Consider the following 21,088-nt stretch of genomic DNA (forward strand, 5'->3'; position numbering starts at 1 on the left):
CTATCTTATACGAAAAAAATCCGCTCATGTTTCATGAACGGATAGTACATCGATTATTTACTTTGGTCGATCGCACGTTGCAATCTAGATTCGACGTCCGCTGCGACGGCTTGTAAGGATTCGTCATCTATGAGGCGAATCAACGTTGTCGGTTTCGGCATGCCGATTTGTGTGTGATTGTCCTTTTCGAAAACGGCAATTTTACACGGGAGGAAGTAGCCTCCCTCTAGATGGTGTGACAGCACTTCTTTTGCTGCCTTCGGGTTGCACACTTCTAAAATGCGATACTTCCCTTCAATGGCCTGCCCTTTTTTCTCTAACGTGTCGCTCAAATCAAAGTCCCATAATACACCGAATGCCTCATCTTTCAGCGCTTCTCCAAGACGGTCGATGACGTCCTCAACGGTACGGTTAGACTGTACAGTATAATCAAACATCTTCATTCCTCCTTATGTGGTCACTCTTGAAATCTGTACCCGAACGAAGTCTTCTTCAATCAAAAAGAAACTGTATGTGATTTGAAACATAATCACGAAACGTAACGTATAAAAAGAGATAATAGTTAGAACCAAACTGATGTAAAGGAGAAGTGGTTGTCGTGACGGTCACGGTATTCACGCATACGAGCTGCAGTTCTTCCAGAAAAACGATTGATTGGTTGCGGGAACAAAAGATTCCCTTCATCGAAAAGAAATTGACAGACCAAGGCTTATCCTTTGGTGAATTTAAAGAAATGCTAAGTCTGACCGAGAATGGGACGACCGACTTGCTGTCGGTACAGAAGAGCGTCTATAAGCAAGCGGCTGAGAAACTCGACGAGATGTCGATCCGCGAACTGTACAGTTTTGTCGCATCAAACCCTCAAATCCTGAAAAGTCCGATTGTCTTCGACCATCATCGCATCCAGGTCGGTTTCAGTGAGAAAGAGATTCGGACGTTCATTCCTCGGCATGACCGCATCGCGGAACTAAAACGGTTGCTCCACAACGCATAAATCGTGTCGCCAAGGCGACACGATTCTTTTTTAGGCTCGTTTTAATCTAGCTGCCAATCGGTTTCCGAATGACTGAATCGATTGAACGAGTAGGATAAGGACAAAAATCGTCACATACATGACTTCCGGTTCGAAACGAAGGTGTCCGTATTGATACGCGATATCTCCAAGCCCACCGGCTCCAACGAGACCTGCCATGGCTGTCGCACCAATCAACCCGATTGTCGCAATCGTCAATCCGAGAACGATGGAAGAACGTGCCTCACGGATGAGGACGTACCAGATGATTTTTCTCGTCGAGATGCCCATCGCCTCATACGCCTCGATGACCCCGCGGTCGACTTCAAGAAGAGCAGACTCCATGAGCCGCGCGATGTATGGGGCGGTGAAGACGATGAGTGGTAGAAGTACACCTTGGACCCCGATCGTCGTACCCATGATGAAGCGTGTGAACGGCAAGATGAAAAACAAGAGAATGATGAACGGAATCGAACGGATGACGTTGATGACGCTCGATAATCCACCGTACACGAACCGGTTCGCGAGACGCCCGTTCGGTCTCGTCAGTACGAGCAACGTCCCGAGCGGAAGTCCAATCAAGGTCGAGATGAGGAGCGCGATACTCGTCATCGTCAACGTTTGAATCGTTCCCGTCCAAATCAGGTCACCCCAGTCTGTCCAGAACTGTTGCATGGTTCGACACCTCCCTTACGTGTACGCCGCTCGTCTTCAAATAACGGACAGCAAGTTCTGTTTGATCGTGATCCCCGTCAAGGTGAACGAGCAGATTTCCGACAAGACCCGCTTTCAATTTCTTGATCCCGCCTCCGATGATGTTCGGTAAGATCCCGAATCGTTTCGTCAACTGCGCGAGCACCGCTTGCTCCGTTTGACTACCGATGAATGATAAATGAACGAGCGTGCCTCGCGTCTGTAATTCCGACACCACTTCTTCCGGAACATCGAGATTCGTCTTCAAGAACCGCTGCGTCGTTTCGTGTCTCGGGTTTGAGAAGACATCCAACACGTTGCCTTGTTCAATAATTTTCCCATGATCGATGACGGCGACTCGGTCACAGATTCGTTCAATCACTTCCATCTCATGCGTGATCAAGAAGATGGTCAATCCGAGTTCTCGGTTGATCTCGAGCAACAACTCTAAGATCGACTCGGTCGTCTCAGGGTCGAGCGCACTCGTCGACTCGTCGCTGAGGAGGATGTCCGGTTCATGGGCGAGCGCTCGCGCAATGGCGACACGCTGTTTTTGACCGCCTGATAATTGTTCCGGATAATGGTTCCGATGTTCAGATAAACCGACGATGTTGAGATAGCGGTCGACCCGTTCACGGATGACTTGCTTCCCGAGCCCTTCGAGGCGGAGCGGGATGGCGACATTCTCTTCGACGGTCGCGGTCTTTAATAGGTTGTAATGTTGAAAGATCATGCCGATTCGCTGACGTAAATTCGACAGACCTTTTTTCTTTAGCAGCGTGATGTCTTGTCCCTCAATCTCAATGACACCTGTCGTCGGGCGTTCTAATAGATTGATCATCCGGATAAGGGTACTCTTTCCGGCACCGCTTCGGCCGATGATGCCGAAGATCTCCCCTTTTTCGATTGTAAGGGAGACGTCGTCGAGCGCGGTGATCGTATCTCCATTGACGTGAAATTGCTTGGTGATTTGTTTCAGTTCAATCATCGAATCCCTCCTCAGAACGCTGGTACGACAGATCCATTGAATTCCTCTTCGATGAAAGCACGTACTTCATCCGAATGGTAGTAAGACTTCAACGTCTCAACGACCTCATCTTCTTTGTTGGCCGAGCGGACGACCACATAGTTCGGATACGGGTTGTCGACCGTGTCCTCATGGAACAGGGCATCCTCGTTGATGGAGAGACCTGCACCCATCGCGAAGTTCGTATTAATCGCTGCAAGTGCCACTTCCGGAAGTTGTGTCGGCAGCTGTGACGCTTCGAGTTCGATGAATTCGAGATTAAGCGGGTTTTCCGCGATATCTCGTTTCGTCGCTTTATCCGTCAGACCTTCTTTTAGTGTGATCAGACCTGCTGTTTCATATAGTCGCAAGGCACGAAGTTCGTTTGCCGGATCGTTCGGGACGGCCACTTTATCCCCTTCCTTTAAATCCTTGATATCTGTCAACTTCTCAGAATAAAGACCCATCGGAAATGCGACCGTTTTGAATACGTCGTCAATTTTATACCCTTTGTCTGACTTTTGAAGTTCGAGGAACGATAACGTCTGGTAACTGTTTACATCAAGGCTTCCTTCGTCGAGTGCCGTATTCGGTGTGTTGTAATCATTGAATACTTTGATATCGATCTCAAGACCGTCCTCTTTCGCGAGTTCTTGTACTTTCTCCGCAATTTGCTCGTGTGGGCCACCGGTCACGCCGATCGTCAGTTCTTCCGTGCTGAGCGTCTCGCTCGCCTCGGATTGTCCACACGCAGAAAGTGCGATTGCTGCAAGGAATGACGTGCCTGCCAAAAGTGTTTTTTGTTTGATGTTCATGAATAGTTCCTCCTCCAAATGAAAAGCCCGCTACTCACGAAGAGCGGCGGGCACGACAAGTGAAAGTCGGACACGCTCATCTCCCAGACGTCTCGTCTGTTGGAATTAGCACCATGATCATACTGATCTGGTTGCCGGGTTTCATCGGGCCAGTCCCTCCACCACTCTTGATAAGCAAACGGTTTTATTATTTTGTTATTATATTACTGATAAAAGCATTATTTGTAAACTACTTCTTGAAGATTGATGAGAATTTCTTTTAACTGCTCTGAATCTTGAAGATTCCGAATCCCTTGAATCGTGATTTCTTCGACGATCGAAGTGACCAATTCATCGACTTGATCAGGATGAATCCCAAGTTGGGTAAGTGAAGTTGGCGCATCGATGGATTGAAGCCAGTCCTCGAGCAGGAGGGTGTCATCGGATTGAATCAACCGTTCTTGAACAATCAATCCGAAGCCAACCTTGTCTCCGTGTAGCCAATGGTGGGTCGATCCAAAACGACTAAGTGCATTATGAACGGCGTGAGCGACAGCAACACGAGTGCCGGCATCCCCAAACCCACCAACCGCACCACCGATTGCGAGAACATGGTCGACGATATACCGAATGTCCTTACCGTAGCGACGGAAGTCCTGTTCGCGGATTGACAGGTCCATCAATTTACCGCACTGCGCAGCAAGTGATAACCCTGACTGAATCCCTGCATCCTTTGAAGTCGTCCCGCTAATATAACGAGCCTCGAACCACTTTGCGACCGTGTCGATGACGCCAGCCTTGAAATAGTCATAAGGCGAATCACGTAACAGTCGTTCATCTGCGATGACGCGTTCGATGACGACCGGAAACGTGTCATAGCGAATGTAAGACCCTTCCTCACTGTAGATGACGCTGAGTGGTGTGAAGGCTGCACAGTTTGATACGAGTGTCGGGACGACAATGAGCGGGACCGACTGGGTGAATGCAATCCGCTTCGCCGTATCGATCAATTTACCTCCGCCGACGGCAATCCATACGTCGGGTCGATAAGCATTCAAACGATTTACTTCTTCGTCAGAACATTCCCCGTTGAACTGTACACTCGGAAGATTTTCTAGACGAGGAAACACGCGAACCGCTTCACCGTATCCGTTCAATCCTTTCAAAACGAGTGCCTTCCGGTTTCCAATCAACGTATGAAGGTTCTCGAGCGCATCATCCGAATGGTCATATTCGAGCACGGTCTGACGAATCACAAATGTACCTCCTCATAAGCTGCAAACAGTCTCTCAATCCGTTCTACCGCTTCATCGATCTTCTGTTCAGACGATACGAGACCGAAACGGATGTGGTGCTCTCCCTCTGTTCCGAAGAAATAGCCTGGCGTGACGGCGACTCCCGCCTCGTGGAGTAACTTTGTCGAGAACGATTTTGCATCCCCCTCAGGTACTTTCGCCCATACAAAGAACGAACCCTTCGGTGCCTCAATCTCCCATCCCGCTCGGCGTAACCCATTCACCAATCGGTTTCGTCTTGTTTCGTAAAGTAAGGCAAGGTCATCACGTAAGTCGCGCGGGGATTCTAACGCCACGATCGCTGCCTCTTGAATGGCTGAGAAGACAGACACATGGACATGATCTTGATACGTGTTGATGGCTTCGATGATATCGGCATTTCCGACCGCGAACGCGACACGCCACCCCGACATATTGAACGCCTTCGACATCGTGTATACTTCAATTCCAATTTCCTTCGCACCATCTGCCTGAAGGAAGCTCGGGGGAACATAACCATCGAACCCAATGCTTCCATAAGCGAAATCGTGGACGACCATCACATCATGCTTCTTCGCAAACGCGACGGTTTCTTCAAAGAATGCCGGCGTCGCGACAGCCCCAGTCGGATTGCTCGGGTAGTTCAAATACATGAGCTTTGCGTGTGCCGGGTCGAGTGTTGAATAGTCCGGAAGAAAGCCGTGTTCCTCTTTTAACGTCAAATCGATGATTTCCGCACCAGCCAGACGCGCCCCCGAGATGTAATCCGGGTAACCCGGGTTCGGGAGCAAAATCCCATCACCCGGTTCGAGAAGGCATTGTGGGAGTGTGATCAAACCTGATTTGCTACCGATCAAGATCGCGACTTCTCGTTCCGGGTCGAGTTCGACACCATATTCACGAGAGTAAAATGATGCGACCGCCTCTTTCAATCGGGTCTGTCCACGAAATGGACCGTATTGGTGTGTCGCCGGGTCCGTGATCGCACGTTCGAGCGCCTCACAGATTGGAGCGGGTGTCGGTAAATCGGGTGTCCCTTGCCCGAGCCGGATGACGCTCTTCCCGCTTGCCTCTACCGCTGCGACCTCTTTTGCCAATCCGACGAAGTGTTGCGTCGGTAAAGATTTTAATAATTGTGAACGTCTGTCTGCCATGATTCTTCCTCCTGATACGAAAAAACACCCCTTTCTGAGGAAAGGGGTGCTCAATACAGACGTATGTAGTCAACCACCTTCCCATCTCTCAAGGTCACCTTGCTGGAATTAGCACAGTATTTTGCAATCTGTTGCTGAAGCTTCATCGGGCCAGTCCCTCCGCTTCTCTTGATAGAAAGTGTTATTCGCTATGTAATTTTTGTATGTCCCTAAGTTAACCAGACATTTCCAACGGTGTCAAACATTTTTTTCAAAGTGAACATCTATTGAATCCTTTTCAAAAAACATTCATAGTAAAAGAGTAGAAAAATTATATTTGTATGAGGGGATAGAGCATTGGAGCTTAATCGTCAACTTATTTGGAAACTCAGTGTGATCGGTCTGATTTTACTCGTCTTATGGCGGGTCATCAGTGAACCGGATACCATCTCACGTGTTTTGCAGTACACGTTTCAGTTACTGACCCCAATCATCATGGGGATTGCCATCGCTTTATTACTTAACACCGTACTCTCTTATATTGAAGAACGGTTCCATTTGAAGCGATATCAAGGTCTGCTCATCGTCTATATCACGTTTATCGGGATTTTAGCGATCTCGGTCGTCACGTTGTTCCCGCGGATCTACTCAAGTCTTTCATCACTCATCGAGGAGTTACCCGTCTACATCCGTCAAATCGATGCGTTCTTAGGTGATGTAAACAATTACTTGAAAGACTATAATGCGACGATCGCCCAGGCGATTGATTTTGCACGCTTCGAGGATCGTTATTCCGGATGGGTCGAGACGGCCGTCCTCTCTTCTGTCAGTTATGTCTCTAGTTTCACGATGACATTGATCAACTTCTTGATTGGGATTGTCATATCCATCTATCTGTTAAAGGACAAAGAAGTCTTCGCTCGCATGTTCAAACGCCTTCTCTACGCGCTCTTACCAGTGGGCACTGCGAAGACGACAATCGATATTTTTCAGGAGATGGACTACATTTTTAAACGATACATCATCGGTAAATCACTCGATTGTCTGATCATCGGTGTTCTCGCTGTCATCGGACTTTTAATCATTGGGGCTCCATACGCGTTACTTCTTGGTGTCATCGTCGGGGTGCTCAATTTTATCCCCTACGTCGGTCCGCTACTGGGGATGATCCCAGCGTTTATCATCACTTACTTCTATGATCCGTTCACCGCCGTATTGGTGCTCTTGTTCATCTTCTTGTTGCAGCAATTTGACGGGTTATGGCTCGGGCCGAAGATTTTGGGTGACAGCGTCGGAATCACTCCGTTTTGGGTCATCACATCGATTATCATCGGAGGAAGTCTATTCGGTCTCGTCGGCATGTTTGTGAGCGTTCCGATCACGGCGATGATTCAAGTGGTCTTGTCTAGACTGATTGATTATCGTTTGAATCGAAAAAATTTAAATGAATTACTCTAAATCCTCCCAATAATTTGTTGACACATTGATGAAATGTGTCATACAGTTGAAGAGAAGAACAACAATTAACAGAAAGGAGAGGTTCCCATGTCAGTAGTATCTTCGAAACCATTCATTCAAGTTCATACTGATTGGCAGACACCTCTTCGATTGATTCATATCTAAGACGCCTGCCTAACTAGGCATGCATAAACAACGTGGGACGTCGTATGCCTTCATGCATATGACGTCCCTTTTGTGTCTAAAATTAAATAAAGCAGGTGACCTGTATGTTTCAATCACTCAAGCAACTCGACCGCAACATTTGGATACGTTTCTTAGGAGAAACGATCACGGGAATCATGATGTTCATGATTGCCCCATTCTTAGTCCTTTATTATAGTGACCAGTTAGACAGCTATCTTCAAGTCGGAATCATCATGGCGACGGGACCAATCATGGCGCTCCTCGGCTCGATGATTGGGGGACGGCTTGCTGATCTATACGGACGCAAACCAATCATGATGATCGCCATCGTTGGTGACGCACTCGCCCTTATCGGTTTTGCGTTCGCCGATTCGTTTTGGCCGTTGCTCTTACTCAATGCCATGCTCGGCTTGACCAATTCATTGTTCCACCCCGCTGCTAGTGCAATGGTCGCTGATGTCACGGAACCCGAGCATATGAACGAGGCGTTCGGTCTCTTACGAATGGGACATAACATTGGAGCCGCATTTGGACCTCTTCTCGGGAGTGCGGTACTGTTCATCGATCGGGAGCTCATTTTCTTTGCGGCTGCTTTCATCTTTGGTTTGTATGCCCTCGTACTTGGGATATTTATTCACGAATCATTGCCGGATTTCACAGAAGATGAGACTCCGAGCAACCGGGAAGTGTTGCGCGTATTCTATAACGACCGCGTGTTTCTTATCTTTATCTTTGCGGGTATATTCATATCAATGGGGTTCTCGGTCGTCGAAAGTATGTTGCCGCTCTTTTTGAAAGAGTCGCTCCCAACGTATACGGATCAACAAAACCCATTCCCTTACCTGTTGGCACTTAACGGGATCCTCGTCGTTCTTTTCCAGTTCCCGATTGCATCAAAGCTCGGGAATAAGCCTTTTGGGAAAGTCATGTTTGCTGGAGCTACCGTATTCGGGATTGGGATGATCTTGATTGCGATCGTCCCGAGAGCATTGTACGCTCTCGACGTTCCTTATCTCCCGCTCGTCGGGATTTTACTCGCCGTTTACGCGCTTTACACGTTTGGCGAGATGATCATGTCTCCTGTCCAACAGACATTCATCGCCTTGATTGCGGCAGAGAACATGCGCGGTGCCTACAATGGTGCTGCGAGTGTCCAGTGGCTGATTGGCGGTGTGACGGCACCGATTATCGCGAGTGTCTTCTTCGATCATCGTGCCGGACATATCGCACTGATTTTGATCGGCGGCGCGAGTTGTCTGTCAGGTATTATTTACTGGCAACTCGGACGTCACGTTCAAGCGACAGAAGCAAAGCAAAAATCCGCGTAATCACTCATTGACCACACTCTCTGTTTTTTAGAAAGTGTGGTCTTTTCATTCTTTTCATTCTTATTAAAATTTGAAATTATCATTCAATTCACTTTACAATCATAATAATCCTTTTTATGATAAAACGGTTAAGGAGGGATCTTTCATGGAAAGGATCGATAAACAGACAATCGTGGACAGTGTTCCACAAAAAGGCTTCTTCGGACAACCGAAAGGGTTGTTCACCCTATTCTTCACGGAGTTTTGGGAACGTTTCTCGTACTACGGCATGCGGGCCATCCTCGTATTCTACATGTACTATGAGGTTTCTGAAGGTGGACTTGGGCTCGACCGTAATGTCGCGCTGTCCATCATGTCCGTCTATGGTGCGCTCGTTTATATGTCAGGGGTCATTGGGGGATGGCTTGCAGACAGAGTATTCGGGACGTCACGCGCGGTCTTCTACGGTGGTGTGTTCATCATGCTCGGACACATCGTCCTCTCGATTCCAGGTAGCGTCGTCTTCTTATTCATCTCAATGGCGTTGATTGTTATTGGAACAGGTTTATTGAAACCGAACGTATCAAGCATCGTAGGAGATATGTATAGCGAAACGGATCGCCGTCGCGACGCTGGATTCAGTATCTTTTACATGGGGATCAACTTAGGCGCATTCATTTCGCCTCTCATCGTTGGACAAGTTCAAAAAGACTACGGTTTCCATTGGGGCTTCGCCCTTGCAGCAATCGGGATGTTCGTTGGACTTGTTGTCTTCGTGTTGACACGTAAGACGAACCTCGGGCTTGCTGGTTCGTATGTACCGAACCCGTTGTCTCCAGACGAGAAAAAGAAAACGATTCGAATCGTCAGTCTCGTCACAATCGGGATTGCCATTTTGCTCGCGATCTTAATCCCACTCGGTTGGTTCACAATCAACACGTTCATCTCACTCGTCGGAGTGTTCGGGATTGCGATTCCAACGATTTACTTTATTATTATGTACCGCAGTCCGAAGACGACAGAGGTCGAGCGTTCGCGCATCATCGCCTACATCCCACTTTTCATCGCTTCGGTCATGTTTTGGGCGATTCAAGAGCAAGGGGCAACAATCCTTGCGAGTTATGCCGATACACGGACTGACCTTGAATTCTTCGGATTTACATTGTCACCAGCGTGGTTCCAGTCGTTGAACCCGCTCTTCATCATTCTGCTCGCACCGGTCTTTGCCTGGTTGTGGGTTCGCCTTGGTGACCGTGAGCCGAGTATCCCGACGAAATTCGCTTTCGGGATCTTGTTTGCAGGGATCAGTTTCTTGGTCATCCTACTCCCTGCTTACTTCAGCGGTCCGGATGCCCTCGTCAACCCACTCTGGCTCGTCTTGAGTTACTTTATCGTCGTGTTGGGCGAGTTGAGCTTGTCGCCGGTCGGTTTGTCGGCTACGACTAAACTTGCACCCGCTGCGTTCTCTGCTCAAACGATGTCACTCTGGTTCTTATCGAACGCTGCCGCGCAAGGGATCAATGCCCAGCTCGTCAAGTTCTACTCACCAGAGAATGAGATGCTCTATTTCGGAGTCATCGGCGGGGTCGCCATCATCTTAAGTTTGATACTGTTCGCACTCGCACCAAAAATCAAAGTATATATGCGCGGAATCCATTAATCATCAAAAACGCCAGCCGATTCGATCGGCTGGCGTCATTTTTTATTTGCGTACTTGAATGAGTGACAAGTAGCGGTCAATCATATTGTGGTTAAAGTAATCATGGAAGTTGTCTTGTTTCAGCGATTGAATCGATTCATGGAATGTCGCAGGAAGAGATGCGATTCCTTGGCTTTCGATTTGTTTCGCTGAATACTCGAACAAGTCGTCCTCGTTCGGCTTAGACGGTTCGAGCTTCTGCTCGATTCCTTCTAAACCAGCGTAAATGAGGGCAGCAAGTGCCAAGTATGGGTTTGCACTCGGGTCAGGGTTTCGGACTTCTACTCGAGTCGCGCTTCCACGAGAAGCCGGGATTCGAATCATCGAACTACGGTTCGATGGACTCCAGCAAATGTTGACCGGTGCCTCGAATCCAGGAACGAGACGCTCATATGACTCAGGAAGCGGATTTGTAAAGATGGCCGTCGCACGGGCATGCTTTAAGATCCCTTCGATGAAATGACGAGCTGTTTGAGAAAGTCCATAATCGGCGTCAGCCTCGTCAAACGCGTTGCTTGTCGCCTTGCCTGCTTCGTCGTTCTTCCATACCGAGATGTTCAAATGCATCCCAGAACCGTTCACGTCACGCAACGGCTTCGGTAAGAACGAGACAGATGCCCCTTTTTCTTTCGCCGCGATCTTGACGATTTCTTTGAAGAACTGAATGTTATCTGCCGTATGGAGCGCATCGTCATATTTGATTCCGATTTCATGTTGTGCCGGAGCGACCTCATGGTGGACCGCTTCGATGTTGAATCCGACATTGCTCAAGCGGTTTGCAATATGCTGACGTACTTCGTAACCTTTGTCTTCTGAACGAGTCGAGAAGTAACCGGCCTCATCATAAAACTCTCCATTTTCATCAAAGATGAAGAATTCAGGCTCTGCGCCGACGAAAACCGAGTAGCCATCGCGTGCAGCTCGCTCGAGTGCATCCTTCAACACATTACGTGGGTCGTATTCATATCGCTCACCCTCTGGTGTACAAACATCACAGAAGAACGCCAAAATACTCTCATCACCATCTTGCTCATAACGTGGACGATCTAAATCCGGTCTCAAGAATAAGTCGGAGTTTTTGATGGAAGAGAATCCGTTGATTGAAGAGCCATCAAACATTGTTTTTCCTTCAAAAACCTCTGGCAACAATTTTGCCGAAAGGGTCAAGAGTTTCAAATCACCGAGGACATCTGAAAAGTAGAGATGGATTTGGGTAATATTTTTCTCTTGTACCGTTTTCTCAATTTCTTGTTGCTTTTTTGCTACGTCATCCTTGTCTGTTCCGAATAGATTTGCCATGATTCTTAAAAACCTCACTTCAATGGATTTGACAGGCAAGCTGTCGTTACGCACCTTTCGTACGCTTCTCTATAGTTCATAACCGACTTCGTTTTTTTCTAAACATGAAATTTTGAAAGACGTAAAGTGGCTACATGACGGAAGACTTGATATGATGGATGCAGAATGTCACAGAGAGGGAGAACGCGATTGTATATTTTTATGACTGGTGGAACTGGATTTTTAGGAGGTCGACTCGCAAAAGAGTTGATTGAACGGGGGCATCGGATTTGCATGCTCGCCCGAACACCGGAAAAAGTAAATGCTCAGTTCACGGTGGAAGAAAGAAAATCAATCGATGTGTTGCCTGGCGATTTGACGGCACACGCACTCGGTGCTAATGAACAATTTATCGATTCACATAAAGGAAAAATCGATTTATTCCTACACATGGCAGCACTCGTCAAATTTGATGAAGAGTTACGCGATGAATTGTTTGAAACAAATGTAACGGGGACGAAAGAAGCTCTTCGATTAGCTAAGTTGATTGATGTTCCTCGGTTTTTCCATGTAAGTACCGCCTATACACTCGGGGCAAAAGAAGTCGGCGGCGAGACATTGTATGATGTATCCCAATCCTTTTTAAATCCATATGAAGAGAGTAAGGCACATGCCGAACAGGCTGTCTGGCAATCACGGGATGAACTCGACGTATCCATCTTCCGTCCAGCCATCATCGTTGGTGACTCTAAGACCGGAGAAGCGGATTCAAAGTTCACGATGTATGGCTATATGCGTGCACTCGAGCTGTTCAAACGGAAATTGGAGCGCCGCGGTCATGACTTTGAATCCATCCGTTTAATCGGATCGGCGACGGGTACCTCAAATCTTGTACCCGTCGATTATGTCGCGGACGTACTTCTGGCCGCTATCAAGCATGCGAAAGCGGGCACGATTTACAATGTCACGAATGATAAGCCACCGCACAATGAGATGATGCTTGACTATATGAAAGAGTCGCTCTCTTTCCCGCATTTGACGATCACGGAGACGCCATCGTCTACACTCAGCTCTGTCGAACAGTCATTTAACGACATGGTGAAAGTATTCAATCCTTATTTGAATCGAAACATCACCTTCCATGATGAAAACACAAAACAATTGTTAAAAGATGCGGGATTCTCTCCACTTCGACTCGACCAGCAGTCGTTGCGACGAATCGTGAATGCCTATTATCAAACAAAACACTAAAAAATGGACCGGGCTTCCGGTCCATTGTCATTTATCACAGACTAATACGATTTTTCCATCTTTGATTTCGCGCTCGAGTGAGTCGACCATCTCTTTCGTAAGACCGAGGCTTTCCATCTGTTCCATGCGATCTTCCGAGTTGCTCGTGAATTTCGAGAGCAACGATTCGAACATCCCCTTTTCCGGGATGCGGTACGGTTGGATACCAGCTTCCGCTGCCAGTCGAATCGTCAGTTCTTCGTCTTTTGCAAACAAATAGATGTGTTCGTTCACACACCCACCTGAGACCATCTCGTTCACTTCATGGTCTACCGTTGTCATATCATTTACTACCCTTGTCTCTAACATGCCCCATCCTCCTAAACGTTCACAGTCGTGTAATTCACTGTTTTTGTTATTCCCGAAAAATGAGGTGGTAAACATAAATCGTCATCGGTTAATCATGAAAAGTCCATTCTTCCACATCAAAATGCTGCACGATTCCTCCGATGCGCTCACGTTCCCCTTCCATGGTGACACGACCCAATAATCGCGCGGTCACAACGAATTGATTCCCATCTTCTCGGATACGCGATATCCGGTAATCCGCCTGTTGCAATAAACCAGCGATGATCTCCAACTTTTCTCTCTCGGATGACCGAAATGTATGGTTCATGTTCATTCCCCCTCTGTATATATGCTACCGTATCGTTTCGTGATGGAGATGATATACTAAAGACAGCGAAAAGGAGTGAGTGACGTGCCTAAACAAGATCTGAATACAATCATGCTGGAATACTTGAATGAAAAAGAAGATTATGAAGCGTTTGCCACAAAACTGAAAGCGCTCCTCAGTGAATTATTGACGGAAGCCGGAATCCAGTTTCATTCGATTGTCGCCCGAGCGAAAGAAGCGGACAGTCTCTATGCCAAACTCTCGCGTAAACCATACCAATACCGTTCGTTACGTGACGTACAAGACCTTGCCGGGATTCGGATCGTCACATACTTTCATGATGATGTTCGAGCAGTCGCGCAAATATTAGAGGACGAGTTTACCATTGATCGAGAACAATCGATTGATAAATCGACTTTACTCGATGCGAATGAGTTCGGTTATTTATCGGTGCACTACGTCGTGGAACTAAGCGAGAAAAGACTTGCGCTCGGGGAGTACCGACGCTTTGCAGAAAAAGAAGCGGAGATTCAGGTCCGTTCGATTCTACAACATGCCTGGGCTGAAATTGAGCATGATCTCGGTTACAAAAATCCAAATGCCGTCCCTCCTGAAATCAAGCGTAGTTTCAGTCGTGTCGCCGGGCTTCTTGAGATTGCTGACTCTGAGTTTGTGAACATCCGTAAACAACTAAGGACATTTGAACAAGAAACAGTTGAACAAATCCTCGATTCTCCTGAGAAAGTAGCCATTACTCGGGACAATTTAAACTATTATATTGCCAACGACCAAACCGTTGAAAAATTGGATCAAGCCATCTTCCAAAGCGAATGGTTGCTTGAAACTGATCTTTCAGCAATCGTGGAACTGACTCGGATGTTCCATTATGCAGATATTCGAACGTTCAAAGATTTGAACGACACGCTTTCGACCTACTTCACGCAAGCCATTCAATGTGCGACCTTACTCCCTTCTTCCCTTTTACCAAGACAAGGGATGGGTGTCGTCTATGCCGTCCTGGCCAAACTATTGGCAGAAGGTGATGATCCGCAGATTGAATTCTTCTTTAGACGTTTCTATCCAGATTTGAAACATTATGAGGAAATCATTCAACAAATCCGTTCAAAAGACGAGCCTTTATAACTTTACAGACAACATGTTTTTAATGTAGAATGTTTCTATGTTCTGAAGTATATATGAATAATATTATCACTAGGAGGTAGTTTCGAGGATGACAACACCTGTACCAACTGCTTCACGTCGTCAGCTCGTCGCTGATGCTGAACGTGGGATCCGGATGAACTATCGCGGAGTGAAAAAAAATCTCCGTTCGATGTTCTCACAATATTTGACTCGTAATGAATTCTTCATTCTACGTTCTCTTTGTCAACAGAGTCCTCAAATCGCCTCTGCTTTGTCGAATGAGTTTCAATTTTCAGCTTCGATGATCACAGCACTCGCTGATGAGTTGACGAAGAAAGGATTAATCTCTCGTGAACGCAGCGAACGAGACCGCCGTGTCGTCGAACTTCAAGCGACAGACGAAGGTCGCGAGTTGTTCGAGACGTTAGAGAGCATGAAAATTGAATACTTGATGGATGTATTTACTGATTTCTCTGATGAAGAACTCATTTTACTCTCGAAATTATTAGACCGCATGGATGCTTAATCCATGAACAGACCTCAGCCGTAATGGTTGGGGTCTATTTTTTATGAAACATGAAAAAGGAGATGCAAAACGTTTGTTTGCATCTCCTTGCTGTCAGTTTGTTTCAATCAGGTGTGCCGTGACGACGATCCGGTCACGATACCCAAGATTTTCATCGTATGGCCCTGCACATGTAATCAGTTGAATCCGTTTCGCCTGAGTCGCCGCAAAGATTGATGCAAGCGGGACTTGATCAAGGCGATATTGCTTCACACTGACTACTTCATACGTTGCGACTTGACCTTCCGTCTGGAGCGTCACCAGTTCTCCTAGCGGAAGTTGACCAAGATTTGCAAAGATGGCGGGACCGTTCAAGTCATCAAGATGACCCGACAAGACGACGTTTCCAGTCGCCCCTGCTTTCGCACCATACTGATACCAACCGACTTGATCCACTTTAGACGGTGTATCCATTCGACCAGCCTCATCTTTCCCGACCGCTTCAATCGATGCGTCGACATCAATTGATGGAATGACGAGTCGTTTCGGGATAAAACTTTTCGAATGAAACGATTGTCTGTCGACCTGTTTAGAGGTCAAGACGAGTGGTTCAGCGAATTCGGCCGTCGGCATGACAAATGGTTTGTCTGGCGCTTCAGCTTGAGCGCCCGTCACTAGAAAAGTGATGGTACCTAGAAAGAACAGCTTAAGCGTCTTGCTTCTGACGACGAAAGACGAAGAATCCAGCCGCTGCTGCTCCAACTACTGCTGCTGCGAGCAACCAGTTCATTGACGCTGTTTGAGCGAGGCCACCTTGTCCTGTTTCAGGGGCCATCGCCATTTCTCCACCATCAGCGGCAAGGAGTACTTCAAACGCTGGTTCTCCTTCAAGGAGTCCGATTGCGAATGCTGTATAGTTCTTACCACCTTCGAGTGCGACTCCGTCAAGTGCTTTCACGACATCCGTTGCTCCTGCTGGACGAACTTCAAGGTCATACGTACCAGCATCGAGTGTGCCATAATCACTTACTGCTTTGAACTCGAGGTTCGAGAAGAGTGGGTCTCCACCTTTAGGTGCGACATCCACTGCTGGCGCATCTGGTGCAAAGTGTGCGACGCGGACTTTTGATTTACCGTCTTCGAAGTTCGCATCATCTTCCATTGCAGCGATTTCGATGTTTTCAAGTTGACCGATCGCAGCAGCTGTGTAGAATTTGCCTGCTTCGATTGAAAGGTCTGCTGCGACGACGACTGTTTCTGCGTCACCTGCTGGCTTGATTTCAACGTTGTAATCCCCTGCAGGAAGTGTCAAGTAGTCAGTGAGATCCTTGAACTCTGCTCCCTCGACCGCGACTTCCCCATCCACATACACGTCAACTGCCGGTGCATCAGGTGAAGCATGTAGCACACGGACCATCGCATTTTCATGTCCATCGGCGCTAACCGGTAGGATGAAAGCGAAGGCCAGTGCTAGTGTACCCAGTAAAGACATCAACTTCTTCATGTGAAATTTCCTCCTTTTGTCTACGGTAACCTACGACTTGCATACAACAAGTGTGATGCAGTGCTACATGGTGTGCTACATCTGATTGCTATGTAGCTCGGTGACATCTTAAACTTAAGACAATCCGACAATGACGTAAAGGGGACACTATGCCCTGAATGTGCTCCAATATGCTAGCGCATGAAAGCGCAACCTTTACATTATTGTAGATTCCCAATCTCGACAAAGTAAAACCCTTTAGTCTGTGACTAAAGGGTTTTGCTTGCCCATTCGATATCATTGACGAAAATGGCGTCGACTTGTAACGCTCGGCAGCGATCAAGTTGTGCATCTGTCTTAATCGTATAAGGTCTGACAGACACACCATGTCGTTGCAACGATTGAATCTCCTCATCCGTGATGCGATCGATGTGCGGATGAACTGAATCGGCGCCAACCGATTCGAGATATCCAACGGTGTCATATAGTGGCTGCGCGAGTAAGATGGCCGCCTCGATGTCTGGTCGCATCTTTTTCAATCGGTGAACTGTCTCGTGATTGAATGAAGAGAAGAGAACACGAGACGGGTTGATGCCCGACGACTCGATCGTGTCGAGCAGCCGGGATTCGATTCCAACGTATCGTAGCACATCCGTCTTCACTTCAAGATTTAATCGAATCGATTCACCTCTCACAAGTTCGAGAAGTTCTTGTAATGTCGGGATGACCTCTTGTTGAGAAGATCGAACTCCGGCGTTAAATCTTCTCAATTCGTCGAGTGTGTATGAAGACACCAACCCGCTCCCGTTCGTCGTACGTTCCAATGTCTCATCATGAATGAGAACGAGCTCACCATCTTTGGTCAAATGAACATCAGTTTCGATTCCATCTGCCCCCGTATCCAGTGCGAGCCTGAACGCCGACATCGTATTCTCCGGTTGTAGTGCCATCACACCACGGTGCGCGAACCGTTTCATTTGGACACAGTCTGATACTTGTTCGTCAAATAGCGAACGAGAGGTTGAACCGAGATTTCTTGACCCGTCACTTTTCGAATGAGTTCATTTGGTGTCAGACGTTTTCCATATTGATGAACATTTTCTTGTAACCAGGCTTTGATTGGCTCAATCTCACCATCTTGAATTAGTGTCTCAAATTGAGGTAGGTCTGTTTTCAATGCCTCCGTCAACTGAGCTGCATAAATGAGGCCGAGCGCATAACTTGGGAAGTATCCGAACGAACCACCCGCCCAATGTACATCTTGAAGTACGCCTTTAGCGTTTGTTGGAACATCGAGTCCGAGATACTCTTTATACTTCTCATTCCACGCGGCCGGAAGCTCGTCTACGGATAACGTTCCTTGAATGAGTGCTTTCTCGAGTTCATAGCGGATGATGATGTGCAGGCTATACGTCAGTTCATCCGCTTCGATTCGGATAAGTGAAGGTTTTGCCTCGTTTACTCCACGATAGAACGTATCAAAATCGATGTCACCATATACCGGGTAGAGCTCTTGGAGTTTCGGATAGACGCGGCGCAAGAACGCCTCACTCCGACCAATAAAGTTTTCAAAGAAGAGCGACTGTGATTCATGGATTCCCATCGATGCGCCACCGCCTAGCCCGAGCTCGTCAAGCATTGGGTCGATTTGTTGTTCATACGTCGCGTGCCCTGCCTCGTGCATCGTTCCGAACAAGGCATTACGGAAATCAGCCTCATCATATTTCGTTGTGATTCGTACGTCGCGACGGTTGATTGTGATCTCAAACGGGTGCACCGTCGCGTCGAGACGACCACGGGACAAATCGTATGCAACGACATTCATCCAGTCATGACAAATCTTTTCTTGAATGTCTGCCGGCATCGACCAATCTAGTGAAAGTGATTCTTTTGGAAGCTGTTGAATGAGCGGCACCAGCTCGTCTCGGAGAGAAGCGAACAGCTGATCTAACAATTCGACGTTCATCCCAGGCTCATAGTCATAAAGCAGGGCATCGTATGGATGCTTCTCATAGCCAAAATATTCCGCAAATTTTTGTTGGAATCCGATGATCTTTTTCAAATATGGAGCAAACATGTCCCAATCGTTTTGATTCTTTGCTTTTTCCCAAGCCGTTTCAGCTTCAGATACGAGCGTCACGTACGCTTGATACTCATCATGAGGAATCTTTGCGTTTCGTTCATATTGCGTTTTTGCGATTTCAAGCGAACGCGATTCGACTTCAGACAATCCACCTTCTTCAGACATGCGTCCTAGTAAAGAAGCGAACGACTCACTCGTCTGTCGTTTGAACGCCTCAGTCGACAAATATCCGATTGTTTCCGCACGGAGCGGTGCCGACTGTTCCGGCATCTGAGTGCGCATATCCCAATATAAGAGAGAGATTGCTTCATCGAACGCACGCAATTGCTTAAAATGTTCACGCCATTCTTTTGTTAGTTCCATCTGTCATTCACCCCTATGTGTTGTTCTGTTCTCTTTCTACTTTATTATAGCTGTCAACCTTTGCCTATACTAGTTTACAAATCTTCTCGCATCTTGTAGGGAAGTGGTTTTGTCGCAGGACCTTCTAGGACGGCTCCTTTAGCATCAAAACGAGACCCATGACAGGGACAGTCCCATGTCCGTTCCGCATTGTTCCATTTCACGGTACAACCGAGATGGGTGCATGTCAGATTGACTATGTGACAATGGTTGTCTAAATCTCGATACACCCCTTTTGTCTGATGGTCCACTTGCACGATTCCGCCTTCATCTAGTTGAAGCTCCTCAACACCCCTGCGTTCGAGTACGCGCTCCACGGTCCCTTTTGCGAATTGTGTCGCCGTATCGAGATTGGTTTTAACAAATGAGCCGACATCAGTTGGTTTGATGGTTTTCCGAAGTGGAGACACCAACTCCGAAAATCGATTCGACTGACCGGTAAGTTGATCTGCGAGTAAATTCCCCGCTGCAATCCCATTAGTCATCCCCCATTTTAGAAATCCTGTAGCTAGTAAGATGTCTGGTTCCCGTTTGAACATTTGCCCGACATAGGGAAGCGAGTCCAACGTGATGAGATCTTGAGAAGACCAGCGATACGACGCCCGATTCGTTCCAAAATAATGTTGGGCATCATTCTCCAGACGATCATAGCGACTTCGGGTGTCCGTCACCTGTCCCGCTGTATGTCCTTCTCCGCCAATTAATAAATACGTTTTTCCATCATCCACGTATGATCGATACGATCGACTATTTTGGTCAACACTTAAATACATCCCTTTCAGCGGAGCTGTATCCGTTTCACAAGCGACGATATAGGAGCGCTCTACTGAAAATTTTGACACGTATAGGCCGCGTAGGTCATTGAATGGATAATGGGTCGCAATCACGACCTGATTGGCCTGAACCCGTCTTCCTGTAGCAGTCGTGACAATAGGGCGTGGACCTTGACTTACGTCTAGCGCCCTCGTCTGTTCATAAATCCTTCCACCCAGCCGGACGAATCGATCTGCCAATTCACGTAAATACTTGACTGGGTGGAACTGTGCTTGCTTTCGTATTACGAGCGCTTGATCAATTGGAAAGGGAAGCGTGTTTCTGACTTCCTCCGTCACCTCCCCTCCGTCAAGTTTCAACCGACGATAAGCATCCAGTTCTCTGGACAGCTCTTCACTCGGTTCCGTTGAATATAAAAACGAGTCTTCTATCGAATAGTCACATTCAAATCCTTCATCAATTTGTTTTTGGAGATAAACGAGTGCCTCCGCGTTAAATTCGTAGTAGAGTCGGGCAGTCGTCTCATCGAAATGTCGAATCAGCTTCTGATAAATCGCTCCGTGTTGGACAGAACACTTCGCCGTCGTGTGTCCAGTGGTGCCGTGACCAATCTCTAGCGCTTCTAGGAGCGTTACTTGTTTTCCTCGCTTTTGAAGTTCATAGGCACAGACTAGCCCGGCGATTCCGGCTCCGATGACCACGACATCAGATGATTCCGAAGCGGTTAACGGTGGATAAAGTGTCCCTGTGTCATGTTGTCGCCAGATGGAGTTCGTGAACGGATAACGTTGCATGGCTTATTCCCCTCTCAAAAATGGCATTCTTACGTCTATACCCGTTACACCATCGTTTCATCATCAATCATTGACCTAGTTCTTTATTTTATCGGCGCAATAAATATGCGTTTTCTATTATCTTTATAGAGTAACGATAAAGGAGGGACTTGTTTTGA

21 protein-coding genes and 2 riboswitches are annotated in these 21,088 nt (G+C 47.3%); of the genes, 7 read left to right on the forward strand and 14 right to left on the reverse strand.

Annotated elements, in window-relative coordinates; genetic code table 11:
• Positions 1-53: 53 nt before the first annotated feature.
• Complete coding sequence (locus PQI28_RS09045; RefSeq protein ID WP_339963080.1) at positions 54-437, reverse strand: DUF302 domain-containing protein; 384 nt, start codon at positions 435-437, stop codon at positions 54-56.
• Between the two features lie 161 nt (positions 438-598).
• On the opposite strand from PQI28_RS09045, the gene PQI28_RS09050 reads away from it, so the two are divergent.
• The gene (locus tag PQI28_RS09050; RefSeq protein WP_012726343.1) at positions 599-994 is read left to right on the forward strand and encodes a Spx/MgsR family RNA polymerase-binding regulatory protein; all 396 of its coding nucleotides are present in this window, start codon (positions 599-601) and stop codon (positions 992-994) included.
• 30 nt (positions 995-1,024) lie between these two features.
• Here the strand turns inward: PQI28_RS09050 and PQI28_RS09055 are convergent, their stop codons facing one another.
• From PQI28_RS09055 to PQI28_RS09075, 5 genes are all read right to left on the reverse strand, one after another.
• On the reverse strand, positions 1,025-1,687 hold the full coding sequence (locus tag PQI28_RS09055; protein ID WP_274664170.1) for a methionine ABC transporter permease: 663 nt from the start codon (positions 1,685-1,687) through the stop codon (positions 1,025-1,027).
• Positions 1,659-2,693, reverse strand: a complete 1,035-nt coding sequence (locus PQI28_RS09060; protein ID WP_339963081.1) for a methionine ABC transporter ATP-binding protein — start codon at positions 2,691-2,693, stop codon at positions 1,659-1,661. The genes PQI28_RS09055 and PQI28_RS09060 overlap by 29 nt, the downstream gene beginning before the upstream one ends.
• A gap of 11 nt (positions 2,694-2,704) precedes the next feature.
• Positions 2,705-3,526 (reverse strand): MetQ/NlpA family ABC transporter substrate-binding protein, encoded by an 822-nt coding sequence (locus PQI28_RS09065; RefSeq protein WP_214782904.1) that lies wholly within the window; start codon positions 3,524-3,526, stop codon positions 2,705-2,707.
• A gap of 73 nt (positions 3,527-3,599) precedes the next feature.
• A riboswitch (SAM riboswitch) is annotated at positions 3,600-3,703 on the reverse strand.
• A 41-nt stretch (positions 3,704-3,744) separates the two neighbouring features.
• On the reverse strand, positions 3,745-4,761 hold the full coding sequence (locus tag PQI28_RS09070) for an iron-containing alcohol dehydrogenase (RefSeq protein ID WP_339963082.1): 1,017 nt from the start codon (positions 4,759-4,761) through the stop codon (positions 3,745-3,747).
• A complete protein-coding gene (locus PQI28_RS09075) occupies positions 4,758-5,933 on the reverse strand; it encodes an aminotransferase class I/II-fold pyridoxal phosphate-dependent enzyme (RefSeq protein ID WP_339963083.1) in 1,176 nt (391 codons plus the stop codon). The genes PQI28_RS09070 and PQI28_RS09075 overlap by 4 nt, the downstream gene beginning before the upstream one ends.
• 78 nt (positions 5,934-6,011) lie before the next feature.
• Positions 6,012-6,111: riboswitch (SAM riboswitch) on the reverse strand.
• Between the two features lie 158 nt (positions 6,112-6,269).
• On the opposite strand from PQI28_RS09075, the gene PQI28_RS09080 reads away from it, so the two are divergent.
• The 3 genes from PQI28_RS09080 to PQI28_RS09090 all read left to right on the forward strand — a co-directional run bounded on the left by PQI28_RS09080 (position 6,270) and on the right by PQI28_RS09090 (position 10,523).
• Positions 6,270-7,370: an AI-2E family transporter gene (locus tag PQI28_RS09080; protein WP_214749008.1), complete on the forward strand. Its 1,101-nt coding sequence runs from the start codon at positions 6,270-6,272 to the stop codon at positions 7,368-7,370.
• A 269-nt stretch (positions 7,371-7,639) separates the two neighbouring features.
• Complete coding sequence (locus PQI28_RS09085; RefSeq protein WP_339963084.1) at positions 7,640-8,884, forward strand: MDR family MFS transporter; 1,245 nt, start codon at positions 7,640-7,642, stop codon at positions 8,882-8,884.
• A 145-nt stretch (positions 8,885-9,029) separates the two neighbouring features.
• Entirely contained in the window at positions 9,030-10,523 is a 1,494-nt protein-coding gene (locus PQI28_RS09090) for a peptide MFS transporter (RefSeq protein WP_214874420.1), read from the forward strand.
• A gap of 42 nt (positions 10,524-10,565) precedes the next feature.
• Here the strand turns inward: PQI28_RS09090 and PQI28_RS09095 are convergent, their stop codons facing one another.
• A complete protein-coding gene (locus PQI28_RS09095; RefSeq protein ID WP_214692487.1) occupies positions 10,566-11,861 on the reverse strand; it encodes a glutamine synthetase family protein in 1,296 nt (431 codons plus the stop codon).
• Between the two features lie 189 nt (positions 11,862-12,050).
• Here PQI28_RS09095 and PQI28_RS09100 point away from each other — a divergent pair, with 189 nt between their 5' ends.
• Complete coding sequence (locus PQI28_RS09100) at positions 12,051-13,091, forward strand: SDR family oxidoreductase (protein ID WP_339963085.1); 1,041 nt, start codon at positions 12,051-12,053, stop codon at positions 13,089-13,091.
• A 27-nt stretch (positions 13,092-13,118) separates the two neighbouring features.
• On the opposite strand, the gene PQI28_RS09105 is transcribed toward PQI28_RS09100, so the two are convergent.
• A complete protein-coding gene (locus tag PQI28_RS09105; RefSeq protein ID WP_214782886.1) occupies positions 13,119-13,439 on the reverse strand; it encodes a general stress protein in 321 nt (106 codons plus the stop codon).
• 88 nt (positions 13,440-13,527) lie between these two features.
• The gene (locus tag PQI28_RS09110) at positions 13,528-13,746 is read right to left on the reverse strand and encodes a hypothetical protein (RefSeq protein ID WP_214782883.1); all 219 of its coding nucleotides are present in this window, start codon (positions 13,744-13,746) and stop codon (positions 13,528-13,530) included.
• Positions 13,747-13,830: 84 nt separating this feature from the next.
• On the opposite strand from PQI28_RS09110, the gene PQI28_RS09115 reads away from it, so the two are divergent.
• Positions 13,831-14,889 (forward strand): GTP pyrophosphokinase, encoded by a 1,059-nt coding sequence (locus PQI28_RS09115; RefSeq protein ID WP_274664382.1) that lies wholly within the window; start codon positions 13,831-13,833, stop codon positions 14,887-14,889.
• Positions 14,890-14,977: 88 nt separating this feature from the next.
• Positions 14,978-15,415 carry a MarR family winged helix-turn-helix transcriptional regulator gene (locus PQI28_RS09120; protein ID WP_074034413.1) on the forward strand — a complete coding sequence of 146 codons (438 nt, stop codon included), beginning with the start codon at positions 14,978-14,980 and terminating at the stop codon, positions 15,413-15,415.
• Positions 15,416-15,508: 93 nt separating this feature from the next.
• On the opposite strand, the gene PQI28_RS09125 is transcribed toward PQI28_RS09120, so the two are convergent.
• The 5 genes from PQI28_RS09125 to PQI28_RS09145 form a co-directional block, all read right to left on the reverse strand.
• Entirely contained in the window at positions 15,509-16,156 is a 648-nt protein-coding gene (locus tag PQI28_RS09125) for a class F sortase (protein WP_339963086.1), read from the reverse strand.
• The gene (locus PQI28_RS09130; protein WP_214782880.1) at positions 16,101-16,898 is read right to left on the reverse strand and encodes a DUF4397 domain-containing protein; all 798 of its coding nucleotides are present in this window, start codon (positions 16,896-16,898) and stop codon (positions 16,101-16,103) included. Before PQI28_RS09130 ends, PQI28_RS09125 begins: the two co-directional genes overlap by 56 nt.
• Before the next feature lie 248 nt (positions 16,899-17,146).
• Positions 17,147-17,854, reverse strand: a complete 708-nt coding sequence (locus tag PQI28_RS09135; protein ID WP_339963087.1) for a glycerophosphodiester phosphodiesterase — start codon at positions 17,852-17,854, stop codon at positions 17,147-17,149.
• Positions 17,851-19,323, reverse strand: a complete 1,473-nt coding sequence (locus tag PQI28_RS09140) for a carboxypeptidase M32 (RefSeq protein ID WP_339963088.1) — start codon at positions 19,321-19,323, stop codon at positions 17,851-17,853. The genes PQI28_RS09135 and PQI28_RS09140 overlap by 4 nt, the downstream gene beginning before the upstream one ends.
• Positions 19,324-19,397: 74 nt before the next feature.
• The gene (locus PQI28_RS09145; protein ID WP_339963089.1) at positions 19,398-20,930 is read right to left on the reverse strand and encodes an FAD-dependent oxidoreductase; all 1,533 of its coding nucleotides are present in this window, start codon (positions 20,928-20,930) and stop codon (positions 19,398-19,400) included.
• Positions 20,931-21,088 lie beyond the last annotated feature (158 nt).

It is taken from the genome of Exiguobacterium sp. USCH10 (assembly GCF_037619445.1).
Lineage (GTDB): Bacteria > Bacillota > Bacilli > Exiguobacteriales > Exiguobacteriaceae > Exiguobacterium > Exiguobacterium aestuarii_A.